Below are 14,728 nucleotides of genomic sequence, written 5' to 3' on the forward strand. Positions count from 1 at the left end.
GGGCCCCGAGCCGGTCCAGCGTCATCGCCTCGCGCTCACCCTGACCTGGTAGGTGCAGGTTGCCCGGCCGCCCGCGATAGCAGCCGGGCAACCGGCTTCCTGCTGAGCGGCGTCGGCGTCGATCACGAAGCTTCCTAGGCTGCCCGGCTCCTCTCCTCACGTAACGTGGGGGCCACGGTTGCGATAACCCCGCGCAAGGCCCGGCGTTGCTACAACGCTCACCATCCCTTCCACGCGGGGTACTACTTCGCACCCGAGCACGACGACACGTACGCCGAGCTCGGGCTGGCGCGCGGGGCCATGGCGTACTTCGCCGGGCGGTCCTCACCGTTCGGTGCTGTGGGATCAGGTGTGGTCACCGCCGCCTTCTACAACTTCCATCCGGACCTCGTTGCCCCGCACCTCCCCCGCGCCTGGAAGATCGCCTCCCCCGAAGCCGTCCTGGAGGCCCGACCGCGCATCACGGATGCGTACCTCAGGCGGTTGCTGGGGCGTGAGGCGCTCTCCTCACCCGAGATGGCGGAAAGCGCCACCTTGGCTCTTCGAGCGGCGGAGGCATGCCGCCGACCCGGGAGGCCGCTGTACTCGGCCAATGCCGACCTGCCGGTGCCCGACGCTCCGCATCTGGCCCTGTGGCACGCGACGACCCTGCTCCGTGAACGCCGCGGCGACGGCCATGCGATCGCGCTCTCGGAAGCCGACCTCGACGGCTTGGAGGCGCTGGTGTCTCATACCGCCACCGGGACGAACTGGCGCCCCGCATACCTGCAATCCACACGGGGCTGGTCCCCGGAAGAGTGGGCCGCGGCGCAGGACCGCTTGCGGGAACGTGGGCTTCTCGACGCCCAAGGCGCGTTGACGGACCAGGGCGCCGAGCTGCGCCGTGCCATCGAGGCGGATACCGACCGCCTCGACCTGGCACCGTACGAACACCTGGGAGCGGCGGGCACCCGACGGCTCACCGAACTGACCGGCGCCTTCTCCAAAGTGGTGCTGGCAGGTGGAGGCATGCCGCTCAAGGAGATCGGCAAGCGCTGAGCCGGACGGTCTCCTGCCGAATTCCGTGACGATCAGGCTGAGATGTTGTCCGTTGCGTGCCGTGGGCTCTCATCCGTGAGGCTTTGACCCGGGCCGGGGATGCCAGGTCCGCGTGGTGGCTGACCTCGCGCATGAGCCGCCCGACGGAACAGCGGGCCGCGTGCCCACGCCTTCGCACCGGAGCCGACGGTGGGCGCACCGGACCTCATAGGTCCCGCCAAGGCGAGGGGATGCCACGGACGCGCTCGGCGAGCTGCTCGTCGCACAGGCGCCGGGCGGACCTGGACCGCCCGCGGCGTGCGTTGTATGCCGATGCCGACGGGTCCAGTTCCTCTCACACGGGCTCGCCCCCGAAGTCGTCGCGGAGGTAGTTGATCTCCGAGTCGGCCTCGTGCGGGGCTGGACGAGCTCCTTCGGGCTGCGGGCCGGGCGGGCGGCGGCCAGCTCGGGGAACGCGCCTTCCCACCCCGACCGTGCTGTCACAACCGGCCTGACCAGGCCGAATTGAGTCGCTTCCGCCAAAAACTCCCTATCCACCGCTTCGAGTTACCGCCAGGAGCGGAGTGTTAGTGTCCGATGCGGGCGAAGATCATTTTCTTGCGTCCCGACAGTGACGACCGGCCTGTCGCTGTCGTTCCTTCTCCCGCTCTCATGGATGGATGGCGCCTTCATGTCCCTGCCGTTCGACCCGCCCCCTGCCGACCAGGACGCCCCGCAGCCTCAGCTGAGCCTGGCCACGGCTGCCGCGCGGAATCTGGCGAGTACGACGAAGACCCCTCCGCAGATGCAGGGCCTCTCCTCGCGGTGGCTGCTGCGCCTGCTGCCATGGGTGCAGGTCTCCGGAGGTGCGTACCGGGTGAACCGCCGGCTCACCCACACCCTCGGCGACGGCCGGGTCGAGTTCGTCGCCACCGGCGCGGACGTCCGGGTCATCCCGGCCGAGCTGCGTGAGCTGCCGCCGCTGCGGGACTTCACGGACGAGCAGGTCCTAGGCGCGCTGGCGGAGCGGTTCGAGCAGCGGGAGGTGGCCGCGGGCGAGACCATCGTGGAGTCGGGCCGCCCGGCCGACGAGGTCGTTCTCCTCGCGCACGGCAAGAGCAACAAGCTGGGTACCGGCAAGTACGGGGACCCGACCGTCCTCGGTGTGCTCGCGGACGGCGACTACGTCGGCGAGGGGCTGCTGACCGGCGCGGCCGGCGAGTGGGAGTTCACGGTGCGCGCGGTGACGACGTGCACCGTCCTGAGCCTGTCCCGGGCGGCGTTCGAGGAGGTCCAGGGCCGCTCGGAAGTGCTGCGCACGCACCTGGAGGCGCTCGGCACCGCCGCTCGCCCGCCGCAGAACAAGCAGGGGGAGGCCGCCATCGACCTGGCCTCCGGACACGAGGGCGAGCTGACTCTGCCCGGCACGTTCGTCGACTACGAGCTCAGCCCCCGCGAGTACGAGCTGAGCGTCGCCCAGACCGTGCTCCGCGTGCACAGCCGCGTCGCCGACCTCTACAACGACCCCATGAACCAGGTGGAGCAGCAGCTCCGTCTCACGGTCGAGGCGCTGCGCGAGCGCCAGGAACACGAGCTGGTCAACAACCGTGACTTCGGCCTCCTCCACAACGCCGACCTGAAGCAGCGCATCCGTACGCACAGCGGCCCGCCCACTCCCGACGACCTCGACGAGCTGATCTCGCGGCGCCGCAAGACCCAGTTCCTGCTCGCCCACCCGAAGGCGATCGCGGCCTTCGGCCGGGAGTGCAACAAGCGCGGGCTCTACCCGCAGGGCGGGGAGCTGGACGGCCACCAGGTCCCGGCCTGGCGCGGCATCCCGATCCTGCCCTGCAACAAGATCCCGGTCAGCTCCGCAGGCACCAGCTCCATCCTGGCCATGCGCACAGGCGAGGAGGACCAGGGTGTCGTCGGCCTCCACCAGACCGGCATACCCGACGAGATCGAGCCCGGCCTCAACGCCCGCTTCATGGGCATCGACGAGAAGGCGATCATCTCCTACCTGGTCAGCACCTACTACTCCGCGGCGGTCCTCGTCCCGGACGCGCTCGGCGTCCTCGAAGACGTCGAGATCGGCCACTACGGGAACTAGAGAAGGCCGGGCGGATCAGGGCGCGCGCCCCGAGGGGCAGTCGACGATCTCGCCGGGGCGCGCCCCGCACCCCGCCCCGACTGATCCGCCGGACCCGGTGTGATCCGCCGGACACGGCTTGAGCGCACGCTTCGCATCCAGGAAAGGGCCGGGCACCCGTGACACAGCCTTTTGAACTGCCGGACTTCTACATGCCGCACCCCGCGCGCCTGAACCCTCATCTGGAACAGGCACGGCAGCACTCGAAGCGGTGGGCCCGTGAGATGGGCATGCTCGAAGGCTCGGGTATCTGGGAGGAGCGGGACCTCGACGCGCACGACTACGCCCTGCTGTGCGCCTACACCCACCCCGACGCGTCCGGCCCGGCCCTTTCCCTGGTGACCGACTGGTACGTGTGGGTCTTCTTCTTCGACGACCACTTCCTCGAGGAGTTCAAGTACACGAATGACCGGGAGGGCGCCAAGGCGTACCTGGACCGGCTGCCGCTGTTCATGCCCACCGACCCGGCCGCGACCGTCCCCGAGCCGGTGAACCCGGTCGAGGCCGGTCTGGCCGACCTGTGGGCCCGTACGGTGCCGAGCATGTCGGCGGGGTGGCGGGCGCGGTTCGCGGAGAGCACCGAGAACCTCCTCAACGAGTCGTTGTGGGAGCTGTCGAACATCAACGCCCACCGCATTCCCAACCCTGTCGAGTACATCGAGATGCGCCGCAAGGTCGGCGGTGCCCCCTGGTCCGCGGGACTGGTCGAGTACGCGATCGGGGCCGAGGTACCCGCGCCGGTCGCCGCGGCGCGCCCGTTGCAGGTGCTGCGCGACAGCTTCTCCGACGCCGTGCACCTGCGGAACGACCTCTTCTCGTACCAGCGCGAGGTCGAGGAGGAGGGAGAGAACAGCAACGGCGTGCTGGTCCTGGAGACCTTCCTCGGCTGCGCCACCCAGGAGGCCGCAGACGCCATCAACGACCTGCTCACCTCCCGCCTCCAGCAGTTCGAGAACACCGTCTTCACCGAGCTTCCCCCGCTCTTCGCCGAGACCGGCCTGAGCCCGGACCGATGTGCGGCCGTCCTCGCCTACGTCAAGGGGCTCCAGGACTGGCAGTCGGGCGGCCACGAGTGGCACATGCGGTCCAGCCGCTACATGAACGGGAACGGGGCGGAGGGGGACCCGGCCCCGTCGGGACTCGGCGGGTTCTCGCTCGCGCCGAGCGGACTGGGCACCTCCGCGGCGCGGATCGGGCTGACGACCACCCGCCGGGCCGAGGCCGGCCGGCTGCGGAGCTTCAGCCACGTCCCGCATCAGCGCGTGGGGCCCTCGCGACTGCCCGATTTCTTCATGCCGTTCACCACCCGGCTCAGTCCCCACCTGGACGGCGCCCGGCGGAACGTGGTCGCGTGGGGGCGCCGCATGGGCATGCTCGAAGCCCAGCCCGGCATCCCCGGCTCGCACATCTGGACCGAGCGCGAGCTCGCCGGTTTCGACTTCCCCCTGTGCGCGGCGGGCATCCACCCCGACGCCACGCCCGAGCAGCTCGACATCACCTCCGGCTGGCTGACCTGGGGCACGTACGGGGACGACTACTTCCCCGTCGTCTTCGGCCGCACCCGCGACCTGACCGCCGCGAAGGCCGCCAACGCGCGGCTCTCGTCCTTCATGCCGGTGGACGGCTCCGCGCCACCCACCCCCGCCAACGCGCTGGAACGCGGCCTGGCCGACCTCTGGGCCCGCACCGCCGGCCCGATGACCCCGCAGGCCCGCCGCACCTTCCGTACGGCCATCGAGGACATGACCTCCAGCTGGCTGTGGGAACTGGCCAACCAGGCCCAGAACCGCATCCCCGACCCCGTCGACTACATCGAGATGCGCCGGATGACCTTCGGCTCCGACCTCACCATGAGCCTGTGCCGACTGGCCCACGGGCAGCAGGTCCCACCCGAGATCTACCGCAGCGGCCCGCTGCGCTCCCTGGAGAACGCCGCCGCCGACTACGCCTGCCTCCTCAACGACGTCTTCTCCTACCAGAAGGAGATCGAGTACGAGGGCGAGGTGCACAACGGTGTCCTGGTCGTCCAGAACTTCTTCAACTGCGACTACCCGACCGCCCTCGGTATCATCCACGACCTGATGACCTCCCGGATGCGCCAGTTCCAGCACGTCGCGCAGCACGAACTCCCCGTCGTCTACGACGACTTCAAACTGGGTCCGGACGCCCGCCGCATCCTGGACGGCTACGTGCGCGAGCTGGAGAACTGGCTGTCGGGCATCCTCACCTGGCACCAGGGCTGCCGCCGCTACAAGGAGGACGACCTGCGCCGCGACCTCCCCGGCCGCCCGCACCGCCGCCTCGACATCCCCACCGGCCTGGGAACCTCGGCCGCCCACATCCCCCGGCTGACGCGACGGCGGTGACGCCTCGGCACGTCCGGACACCCACGGCGAGCCGACGGCGGCGCGGGGACGAGCGGCGAAGGGCGTCCGCGCCCGGAAGGAAGGAACCGGCCCCCGGGCGCGATGCGTTTGCCCGCCGGTTCCAAGCCATGCCGCTTCGCGTAGTTGACGCCGCGCCGCCACTCCGCGACCTCGTCTTCATCGGGATCAGCAAAGCGGACACGTCCCTCGGCGACGAGTCTCTCGATCAGCTCCCGTGCTTTCGCACGCCGGGCACGCGCGAACAGAAGGCCACGATCACGCGGGGCGTAGGCCGAGCGCCAGTCTCCCGATGCCCAGGCTCCAGGTTCTTCGCCAGCTGCGAGCCGTTCGAGAAGCGCGCGCGCTGCCTTTGTTCAGGGTGGACCACCGATGCACAGGCTCCAGCTCACACCGCACCACCGCACTCTGGATAGAGCCGAAAGAGTGGCCGTCAGCAGTGGGAGTCCTCTGGGACTTTTCTGGGACTTCCGGCTGCATCAACAGGGACGAGCGCGAAACAGGGGAAAGGCTATCTATGCTGGTCAGCGGCATGCAGCCACTCAGCACGGCAGGTCACAGAGCCGGCTGGTCTCTTCCGCGACATCTGAGCCGAGCCGAAGTCTGAGCCGAGCCGAAGAAGGGGCGCGCGGCACCGCGCGCCCCCTGCATCGCGTCAGCGGTCGGCGGCGAGGGCGTCGAGCAGCTCGTGGGTGAGGATGTCCATCGGGCGGTCCTTCCCCTCGGGCACCGGGCTGACGTTGTTCGTCATCATCACCACCGCCGTCCCGCTCTCCCGGTTGAACGCCGCACAGGTGCCGAAGCCGCCCGTTTGCCCGTTGTGCCAGGTCATGGTGCGGCCGCCGGGCAGCGGGCTGAGGTGCCAGGCGAGCCCGAGCCGCAGGCCGCTGTCGTCGGTGAAGTGGGTCCGCTGGGTCAGTTCGATGGCCGCGCGCAACGGGGAGCGCTCGGGGCGGAGTTGGGCGGCCAGGAAGCGCAGCATGTCGTCGACGGTACTGTAGAGGGAGGTGCCCGCGGCGCTGAGCACGCGGTCGTGCCAGTCGGGCACCGGTGTGCCCTCGTAGTGGCCCACGGCCTTGCGGAGCAGCATGTCCGGCCGCAGGGTCGTCGTGGTGTCGGTCAGCCGCAGCGGCGCGGCCACCCGCTGCCGCAGCATTTCGTCCACGCGGTCGAAGGCCAGGGCCTGGCCGAGGAGTCCGAAGCCGAGGTTCGAGTAGGAGTATTTCTCGCCCGGTTCGGTGGCGAGGGTGGTCTTGCCGAGGCCCTCGGCCAGGTCGTCCAGCGTGTAGTGCGCATACGGGTCGTACGGGTTCGCCCCGTCGAGGAGGTTGGGCGGCAGCGAGGGCAGGCCGGAGGAGTGGGTCGCCAGATCGGCGAGGGTGATCCGCCGGGGGCCCTTGCGGGGTATGGGGAACCGGGCGGGCAGGGTGAGCGGGGCGTCGAGGCGCGTTTCGCCCGCGCCGACGGCGAGGGCGAGGGCGGTGGCGGTGAGCGTCTTGCTGATCGAGCCGAGCTGGAAGACGGTCCGGCCGTCCGGCGTCCGCTTCCCCTTCCCGGCCGCGCCCGCCACGTACGTACGCCCGCCCCGGATGACGCCGCACACCGCACTCGGAGCCCCGGCGGCCAGCACCTGGTCCAGGGTGCGCCGCACCTGTGCGGGCAGGGTGTCGTCGGCCGCTGCGGCGGTGCCGGACAGCAGCGGTGTGACCGCCGTGGCGGTCGCCATGGCGATTAATTGACGTCGGTTCATATGTCATTCCCCCGTTGTGGGTTTGCCTGGTGGCACCACCGCGGACAGCAGCACGAGCAGCGGTACGACCCGGCCCGCGGGCACCTGGTAGTGGCCACGGCCCTCGGCCTGGAGCCAGCCGGCCGCCGTGAGCTGCTTGAGGTGGTGGTAGAGCTGGCCGGTGGTGTTCAGCCCGGCGGTCTCCTGGAGTTCGGCCGCGGAGCAGATGCCGCCCAGCACGGCGTGCAGCAGGGTGAGCCGCACCGGGTGGCCCAGCGCGGCGTAGGGCGCGGCGTGTTCGGACCAGTCCGCGTCCAGCAGCCCGTCCGTCGTGGCGCCCTGCTGCCATTCGTAGTGCTTGCCGGTGGGCAGCTCGACCGCACCGGTGAACAGCACCTGCCCGTGTCCCGTGGCCCGTCGGCGCAGCCCCTCCAGGGCCCAGAACACCTCGTTCCGCGGGGTGTCCGGCGCTTCGGACTCCAGGCGCGACACCCGTTCTTCGAGTGCCGCGACCCGCTCGTGCAGGGACTCGTCGGCCATGCGCGAGACACTACGTTATTCCGGAATAACAGAGCAACAGCTTTCCCTACGGCAGCACCGCCATGCCGTCCAGTTCGACCATCGCCTCCTCGTCCCACAGCCGGACGATGCCGATGACCGCCATCGCCGGATAGTCGCGGCCGGCTATCTCCTGCCAGATCCGGCCGAGTTCGGGGGCGCACTCGCGGTAGGCGGCGACATCGGTGGTGTGGACGGTCAGCCGGGCGAGGTCGGCGGGGGCGCCGCCGGCGGACTGCAGCGCGGTGAGCAGATTGATGAGCGCCCGGCGGAACTGGTCGGGGAGGGTGTCTCCGACGATCTCGCCGTCCTGGTCCAGCGCGGTCTGACCCGCCAGGAAGACAAGTTGCCCGCCGGTCGCGGTGACGGCGTGGCTGAATCCGGCGGGCGGGGACAGCTCGGCGGGGTTGATCCGTTGCAGGGGCTCTGTCATCGGTACAGCTCCTTCGCGATGATCGTGCGCTGGACCTCGGTGGCGCCCTCGTAGATCCGGGGCGCGCGTACTTCACGGTAGAGGTGTTCCAGCGGATGGCCACGGCGAAGCGCGCGGGCGCCATGAATCTGGACGGCGGCGTCCACGACGTACTGCGCGGTCTCGGTGGCCAGCAGCTTGGCCATGGCCGAGCGCCGGGCGATGCCGGGCTCGCCGTCGTCGTACGCCGTGGCCGCCGCGTACACCAGCAGCCGGGCGGCCTCGGTGCGGGTGGCCATCTCGGCGAGCTGGTGCGAGACGGACTGCAGATCCTTCAGGGGTCCGCCGAAGGCGGTACGGCTTCCGGCGTGCGCCAGCGAGGCGTCCAGCGCCGCCTGCGCCATGCCGACGGCGAACGCGCCCACGCTCGGGCGCAGCAGGTTGAGGGTGCGCATGGCGACGCGGAAGCCCGCGTCCGGCACGCCCAGCACGTCCTCGGCGGTGACCGGGACGCCGTCGAAGACGAGGCGGCCGATGGGGTGCGGGCTGAGCATCTCCAGGGGTTCGCCGCCGAGTCCGGGGCGGTCGGCGGGGACCAGGAAGGCGGTGACGCCGCGTGAGCCCGCGCCGGGGGTGGTGCGAGCGAAGACGGTGGTGACGTCGGCCCCGGGCGCGTTGGAGATCCAGCACTTCTCGCCGGTCAGCCGCCAGCCCCCGGCGCCGTCCCGGTCGGCCCGCAGGGTGAGCGCGGCCGCGTCCGATCCGGCGTCCGGCTCGCTCAGCGCGAAGGCGGTGACGGTGCGGCCCGCCCGGATCCCGGGCATCCAGCGCTCGTAGAGCTTCTCGCCGCCGGACAGCACGATCGGGTACGCGCCGAGCCCCTGGAGGGCGAGCGCGGTCTCGGCCTCGGTGCATTCCATGGCCAGCGACTCGCGCAGCAGGCACAGGTCGAGTGCCCGGATCGGTCCGTCCTCCGGGAACAGCCGCTCCAGCAGGCCCAGTTCGCCCAATGCCTCGGTCAACGGCCGGTTGATGCGCCCCGGCGTACCGGCGTCAGCGAGCGGACGCAAGCTCCTCCGGGCCAGCGTACGCAGCCGGGCGCACCAGCGCCGCTGCTCCGGATCCAGTGCGAATGACGGCATCGGGGCCCTCCCTCGACACAACCCTTATCGCGGCATATTGACTGTCGTCACCATCACGTTACGCTGGCAAAGCGGCTTCAGACAGCCATCCGGCAGGCACATCGGGCAGGCAGGGGGCGCATTCTCGATGGAGCTCAGGCCTTCGGCACACGTCGACACCTTCGCCCGTGACCACCTCCCGCCCGCCACCCAGTGGCCCGGGCTCCTTCTCGACCTGCCGGGGCCACGCCGCCCCGACCGGCTCAACTGCGGGGCGGAGTTACTGGATCGGACCGTGGAGCGCTACGGGCCGGAGCGGGCCGCCGTGCGCGACGGCTCCGGCGCGGTGTGGACGTACGGAGAGTTGCGCGCGCACGTCGACCGCATCGCGCACACCCTCACCACCACGCTCGGCGTCGTCCCCGGCAACCGTGTGCTGCTGCGCGGCCCCACCTCCCCCTGGCTGGCCGCCTGCTGGCTCGCCGTCATGAAGGCGGGCGCGGTCGCGGTGACCGTCCTGGCCGCCCAGCGGTCCCGCGAACTCGCCACCATCTGCGGCATCGCCCGCGTCCGGCACGCGCTGTGCGACGCGCGGTTCGCGGACGACCTGGTCAAGGCGGAGGTGCCGGGGCTGCGCACCCTCACGTACGGCGGTGACGCGCCCGACGACCTGCTGCGGCTCGCGGCCCGCGCGCCCGCGTCGTACGAGGCCGTGCCGACCTCCGCCGACGATGTCGCCCTCATCGCCTTCACCTCGGGAACCACGGGGCGGCCCAAGGGCTGCATGCACTTCCACCGCGATGTGCTCGCCATCGCGGACACCTTCTCGGCCCAGGTGCTGCGGCCCACCCCCGACGACGTGTTCGCGGGCAGCCCGCCGCTCGGCTTCACCTTCGGCCTCGGCGGTCTCGTCGTCTTCCCGCTGCGCGCCGGGGCGTCGGCGCTGCTGACCGACCGGGGCGGGGGCGGGCCGGAGCGGCTGCTCGGCGACATCGGGCGCCACCGCGTGTCCGTGCTGTTCACCGCGCCCACCGCCTACCGGGCCATGCTGCACCGGCTGCGCACCGACCCCGGGGCGTACGACGTCTCCTCCCTCCGCCGCTGCGTCTCCGCCGGGGAGAACCTGCCCGCCGCCACCTGGCACGACTGGCACGAGACCACCGGGCTGCGCATCATCAACGGCATCGGCGCCACCGAACTGCTCCACATCTTCCTGTCCGCCGCCGACGACGCGATCCGCCCGGGGACGACGGGCGTTCCGGTGCCGGGCTACGAGGCGCGAGTGGTCCGGATGGCCGACGCCGACCTGTGCCCCGTCCCCGACGGCGAACCGGGCCTGCTCGCCGTGCGCGGCCCGACCGGCTGCCGCTACCTGGCGGACGAACGCCAGCGTGTCTACGTACGCGACGGCTGGAACCTCACCGGTGACACCTACGTCCGCGACCCGGACGGCTACTTCCGCTACGTGGCCCGCGCCGACGACATGATCATCTCGTCCGGGTACAACATCGCGGGCCCCGAGGTCGAAGACGCCCTGCTGCGCCACCCCGACGTGGAGGAAGCCGCGGTCACCGGGCAGCCGGACGAGGAGCGGGGCATGATCGTCGTGGCCCATGTCGTGCTGCGCGCGGGCGTCCCGCGGACCGAGGAGACCGTGGCCGCCCTCAGGGCCTTCACCACCGCCGAGCTCACCCCCTACAAGTGCCCGCGCCGCTTCGTCTTCCTCGACGCGCTCCCCCGCACCGCCACCGGCAAGCTCCAGCGCTACCGCCTCCGCGGCGGCGCCCTAAAGTGACCTCGTGAACGGCCAGCACACCCCGCGCTCCCTCATCGTCACCCACTACGGCGCCTACGGGCGCGGCGCTCCCGGCCGGCCCGCCGGGCCGGTGCCCGTCGCCGCCCTCATCCGGCTGCTGGGCGCCGTCGGCGTCGATCCGCCCTCGGTGCGCTCCGCCGTCTCCCGCCTCAAGCGGCGCGGGCTGCTGGTCGCCGACCGGACCGCCGCGGGCGCCGCCGGGTACGCCCTGTCGACGGACGCCCGCCAACTCCTCGACGACGGCGACCACCGCATCTACCCCCGCCCCACCCCGGAGCCCGGCCGCTGGCTGCTCGCCGTCTTCTCCGTCCCCGAGCAGGAGCGCAACAAGCGCCATCTGCTCCGCTCCCGCCTCTCCCGCCTCGGCTTCGGCACCGCCGCCCCCGGCGTCTGGATCGCCCCGGACCGCCTCTACGACGAGACCCGCCACACCCTGGAACGGCTCGGCCTCTCCTCGTACGTCGACCTCTTCCGGGGCGACCACGCGGGCTTCACCCCCACCGCCGAGGCGGTCCGCCGCTGGTGGGACCTGGACGAACTCGCCGCCCTCCACCACGACTTCCTCGCCGCCCACGAACCGGTCCTCGCTCGCTGGACCGGCCACACCCCCACCCCCGAGGCCGCCTACCGCGACTACCTCCTGGCCCTCGACTCCTGGCGCCACCTCCCCTACGCCGACCCCGGCCTGCCCCCCTCGCTCCTCCCCGACGACTGGCCCGGCGCCCGCGCCGCCGAGGTCTTCACGGCGCTGCACGAGCGGCTGCGCGACGCGGGGGCGGAGTACGCGGAGGCGGCACTTCACTGGACGATGGGATCAGTCTGATGGCACTCGCAGCCCTGGGGTTCACCCTCATACCGTGGTTATGGGCCTTCGCCGCCACCATCCCCTTCCGCCAGGTCCGAACGGGACTGCTCTGGTCCCTCCTCCACCTGTCCGCCACCGGCGCCCTCCTGCTGTGGCTGCGCGCGAGCACGGGCGGGCAGACGGCAACTTGGACAAAGCTCCTCCTACCGCCGCTCCTCGCCGGCGGCGTCCGGCTCGTCTACGAGATGTACCGCCGCCTCACCGGCGAAACGAACGACAAGCCCTGAGCCCCCACCTCACACCCAGAACGGCGGGACTGGTACGGCGACGGCTTCGCCTCCCACTCCCCTGGGCGGACGTTTTCTCGGCCTCGGCATTCGATAAGCAGATCTTCGACCCCTTCTTGCTCCGATCCACGAGTCGGATCAGCCTGCTCCTCGGCCGGCTCGATGGACACGGCAAGTGGACTGATCAGCGCAGGTCGAGTACGGCCTTCCCGATGAGGCCGTTCTCGACGGCCTCGTGTGCGAGCGCCACGTCGTCGAGGCTGAAGGAGTGCACTGGCAGTGGCGTGAGAGCGTCCTCGCGCAGGGCTGCGGTGATCTCTGTGGCGGCGCGCAGCAGCGCGTCCCGCGGTTCGGTGAGGAAAAGCGCGAACCGCAGCACCAGGTTGGACCACATGAGCCGGAAGACCGGCAGGGTCGGGTCGTCGGGCTGTGCCGCGTAGGTCACGATGGTTGCTCCCGGGCCGGTGACGGCCAGGTCCAGTTCGAGGTTGTCGGTCAGCGAGACCTCAATGATCCGGTCGACAGGCCCGGCTCCGTCGAGGATCTGCTGGGCGGCGTCGGCGTCGCGATAGTTCACGACGAGGTCTGCACCCGCGGCCCTGGCCAGCGCGGCCTTTTCCGGACCGCTGACCGTCGTCACGATCCGTGCGCCCGCAATCCGGCCGAGTTCGATCGCGTAGTGCCCCACGGCGCCCGCACCGGCCGCAACGAGTACGGTGCGGGCGCGGGGCGAACCGTCGGCATGCAGGCACCAGTGCGCGGTCATCGCCGGGATGCCGAGGCAGGCGCCGAGCTCGTCGGGGGCCCCGTCCGGCAGCGCAAGGGCCTGCTCGGACGGTACTACGGTCCACTCCGCCGCGGTCCCCCACGGATGACCTGCGCCGGCCATCCAAATCCACACGCGTTCACCGATCCGGCTCGGGTCGACGCCCGCGCCGACCGCGTCGATCGTGCCGGTGCCGTCCTGGTGCGGAATGCGGCCGGTGTATTCGCCGACACGTGGGAAGTCCTGCGGGGTGGAGTTCCGCCGCATGAATATGTCGCCCGGGTTGATCGCGGAGAGTGCGATACGAACGCTGACCTGGCCGGGGCCGGGCTCAGGGCGTTCAACGTCAAGCACCCGCAGCACGCTCTTCGCGGGGCCCGGCGTGTCGTAGAAGGCCGCCTACATCGGTTCATCTCTCCTCTTGGGTGTGGCGCGATCCACGGCACTGGCCGGGGAGCGCGCACGTCACCACGGCGGGGTCCTTCCCGGCCTGTGACTCTCGCTCTACAGGCCGGCTGCGACGCTTCGCATGACCGATTCCAGATCGCGCTCACCCGCAGGAGTCTGCACACCGCGCTCCAGAGCCCCTGTCATAAGTCGTGCCGGCAGATCCCCGCTCACCAGCTCCGCCCATGCGTCGTTCTCCGCTCGCAGGCCGTCGGTCAGGTCCGCCGGAGGGACCAGTCGCTTGGCGGCGGCGATGAGCACCGGGGAAAGCGCGGCGATCTTTTCCGCCACCCCGTCGACGAACGCGTCCAGTTCGGCCGCCGGTACCGCACGGTTGATCCACCCGTAGGCGGCTGCGGTGTCCGCATCCACCAGATCGCCGGTGAGCAGCAGCTCCAGCGCCCGGTTGCGCCCGGCCCGCTCGCGCAGGTACTGCGTTCCTCCGCCGCCCGGCACGATGCCCATCAGCACCTCGCTCTGTCCGATACCCGCGGTCTCCCGCGCAGCGAAGGTCATGTCGGCCGCCGCGACGAACTCGGCGCCGCCGGCTCGCGCCGTGCCCGCCAGTTTGATGATCGTCACCTGCGGCTGGTGGCGCAGCAGTTCGCCGACCCCCTGGAAGAGATTGGCGTCCGGGTTGCGGTCCGCGATCCCCTGCAGCTCGTCCATCTCGTGGAGGATGTGGATGTCGACGTGGGCGATGAAGAACTCGGGGTTCGCGCTGGAGAACACGATGACGCGGACCGAGCGATCGTCCCGCAGCGTCCCGAGGGCGTCGTGCAGTTCGCGGATCAGGGTTCCGCTGAGCACGTTGACAGGGGGTTGTCCAGGGTGAGCCACGCGACTCCGGCGTCGATGGCGACGCGGAGCGTCGTGTACCGGTCCAGGTTCATGAGTGTTCCAAGGTTTGCGGTAAGCCAGTAGGTTTGCAACGCATACCTACCCTGGGCTCTGCCCCGAGGACGAGATCAAGCGACAACTGGAGGGCATCACGCAGCGGGTACTGACCCAGACACTGCGCAGACTCGAACGCAACGGCCTGATCCGGCGCCGGGTGCTCGAGACCTCCCCCCTCGGCGTGGAGTACTCCCTCACTCACCTCGGCGAGTCCTTCCGCGAGCCCTTCACCCGTCTGTACGACTGGACGGTCGAGCACAGCGACGAGGTCCTGACGGCGCAGCACGAATACGACGTGCGGTCATCAGGACAGTGAGATGTCATCTCACTTGACTCAGTA

The 14,728-nt window shown here is 70.9% G+C and carries 13 protein-coding genes; 7 read left to right on the forward strand and 6 right to left on the reverse strand.

What is annotated here, in order from left to right; all coding sequences use genetic code 11:
• Nucleotides 1-165: 165 nt before the first annotated feature.
• From ACH4SI_RS20890 to ACH4SI_RS20900, 3 genes are all read left to right on the forward strand, one after another.
• Nucleotides 166-1,038, forward strand: a complete 873-nt coding sequence (locus ACH4SI_RS20890) for a hypothetical protein (RefSeq protein ID WP_398297660.1) — start codon at nt 166-168, stop codon at nt 1,036-1,038.
• 670 nt (nt 1,039-1,708) lie between these two features.
• Entirely contained in the window at nt 1,709-3,127 is a 1,419-nt protein-coding gene (locus tag ACH4SI_RS20895) for a family 2B encapsulin nanocompartment shell protein (RefSeq protein WP_398297662.1), read from the forward strand.
• 158 nt (nt 3,128-3,285) lie between these two features.
• Complete coding sequence (locus ACH4SI_RS20900) at nt 3,286-5,532, forward strand: family 2 encapsulin nanocompartment cargo protein terpene cyclase (RefSeq protein WP_398297665.1); 2,247 nt, start codon at nt 3,286-3,288, stop codon at nt 5,530-5,532.
• A 673-nt stretch (nt 5,533-6,205) separates the two neighbouring features.
• On the opposite strand, the gene ACH4SI_RS20905 is transcribed toward ACH4SI_RS20900, so the two are convergent.
• The 4 genes from ACH4SI_RS20905 to ACH4SI_RS20920 are packed head-to-tail and all read right to left on the reverse strand — an operon-like array spanning nt 6,206 to nt 9,391.
• On the reverse strand, nt 6,206-7,276 hold the full coding sequence (locus ACH4SI_RS20905; protein WP_398297667.1) for a serine hydrolase domain-containing protein: 1,071 nt from the start codon (nt 7,274-7,276) through the stop codon (nt 6,206-6,208).
• A gap of 27 nt (nt 7,277-7,303) precedes the next feature.
• Nucleotides 7,304-7,819 carry an ArsR/SmtB family transcription factor gene (locus ACH4SI_RS20910; RefSeq protein ID WP_398297669.1) on the reverse strand — a complete coding sequence of 172 codons (516 nt, stop codon included), beginning with the start codon at nt 7,817-7,819 and terminating at the stop codon, nt 7,304-7,306.
• A gap of 46 nt (nt 7,820-7,865) precedes the next feature.
• Nucleotides 7,866-8,270 (reverse strand): RidA family protein, encoded by a 405-nt coding sequence (locus tag ACH4SI_RS20915; protein WP_398297671.1) that lies wholly within the window; start codon nt 8,268-8,270, stop codon nt 7,866-7,868.
• Nucleotides 8,267-9,391, reverse strand: coding sequence for an acyl-CoA dehydrogenase family protein (locus tag ACH4SI_RS20920; RefSeq protein ID WP_398297673.1), 1,125 nt, complete (start codon nt 9,389-9,391; stop codon nt 8,267-8,269). Before ACH4SI_RS20920 ends, ACH4SI_RS20915 begins: the two co-directional genes overlap by 4 nt.
• A gap of 127 nt (nt 9,392-9,518) precedes the next feature.
• Here ACH4SI_RS20920 and ACH4SI_RS20925 point away from each other — a divergent pair, with 127 nt between their 5' ends.
• From ACH4SI_RS20925 to ACH4SI_RS20935, 3 genes are read left to right on the forward strand one after another with little or no spacing between them, the layout of a single operon-like run.
• Nucleotides 9,519-11,165: an AMP-binding protein gene (locus ACH4SI_RS20925; RefSeq protein WP_398297675.1), complete on the forward strand. Its 1,647-nt coding sequence runs from the start codon at nt 9,519-9,521 to the stop codon at nt 11,163-11,165.
• Between the two features lie 4 nt (nt 11,166-11,169).
• Nucleotides 11,170-12,009: a PaaX family transcriptional regulator C-terminal domain-containing protein gene (locus tag ACH4SI_RS20930; protein WP_398297677.1), complete on the forward strand. Its 840-nt coding sequence runs from the start codon at nt 11,170-11,172 to the stop codon at nt 12,007-12,009.
• Nucleotides 12,009-12,278, forward strand: coding sequence for a hypothetical protein (locus tag ACH4SI_RS20935; RefSeq protein WP_398297679.1), 270 nt, complete (start codon nt 12,009-12,011; stop codon nt 12,276-12,278). The genes ACH4SI_RS20930 and ACH4SI_RS20935 overlap by 1 nt, the downstream gene beginning before the upstream one ends.
• Before the next feature lie 184 nt (nt 12,279-12,462).
• On the opposite strand, the gene ACH4SI_RS20940 is transcribed toward ACH4SI_RS20935, so the two are convergent.
• Both ACH4SI_RS20940 and ACH4SI_RS20945 read right to left on the reverse strand, forming a co-directional pair.
• Complete coding sequence (locus ACH4SI_RS20940; protein WP_398297681.1) at nt 12,463-13,398, reverse strand: NADPH:quinone reductase; 936 nt, start codon at nt 13,396-13,398, stop codon at nt 12,463-12,465.
• Nucleotides 13,399-13,548: 150 nt separating this feature from the next.
• Nucleotides 13,549-14,301, reverse strand: a complete 753-nt coding sequence (locus tag ACH4SI_RS20945; RefSeq protein WP_398297683.1) for an enoyl-CoA hydratase/isomerase family protein — start codon at nt 14,299-14,301, stop codon at nt 13,549-13,551.
• A gap of 157 nt (nt 14,302-14,458) precedes the next feature.
• Between ACH4SI_RS20945 and ACH4SI_RS20950 the strand changes: the two genes are divergently transcribed.
• On the forward strand, nt 14,459-14,704 hold the full coding sequence (locus ACH4SI_RS20950) for a winged helix-turn-helix transcriptional regulator (RefSeq protein ID WP_398297994.1): 246 nt from the start codon (nt 14,459-14,461) through the stop codon (nt 14,702-14,704).
• Nucleotides 14,705-14,728: the final 24 nt, after the last annotated feature.

Source organism: Streptomyces sp. NPDC021212 (assembly GCF_044332925.1).
Classification (GTDB): Bacteria; Actinomycetota; Actinomycetes; order Streptomycetales; family Streptomycetaceae; genus Streptomyces.

Excerpts from the sequence above, each read along its gene's own strand:
- ACH4SI_RS20895 (WP_398297662.1), top strand. The coding sequence starts at position 1,709 with ATGTCCCTGCCGTTCGACCCGCCCCCTGCCGACCAGGACGCCCCGCAG.
- ACH4SI_RS20905 (WP_398297667.1), bottom strand. The coding sequence starts at position 7,276 with ATGGCGACCGCCACGGCGGTCACACCGCTGCTGTCCGGCACCGCCGCA.
- ACH4SI_RS20910 (WP_398297669.1), bottom strand. The coding sequence starts at position 7,819 with ATGGCCGACGAGTCCCTGCACGAGCGGGTCGCGGCACTCGAAGAACGG.
- ACH4SI_RS20915 (WP_398297671.1), bottom strand. The coding sequence starts at position 8,270 with ATGACAGAGCCCCTGCAACGGATCAACCCCGCCGAGCTGTCCCCGCCC.
- ACH4SI_RS20920 (WP_398297673.1), bottom strand. The coding sequence starts at position 9,391 with ATGCCGTCATTCGCACTGGATCCGGAGCAGCGGCGCTGGTGCGCCCGG.
- ACH4SI_RS20925 (WP_398297675.1), top strand. The coding sequence starts at position 9,519 with ATGGAGCTCAGGCCTTCGGCACACGTCGACACCTTCGCCCGTGACCAC.
- ACH4SI_RS20935 (WP_398297679.1), top strand. The coding sequence starts at position 12,009 with ATGGCACTCGCAGCCCTGGGGTTCACCCTCATACCGTGGTTATGGGCC.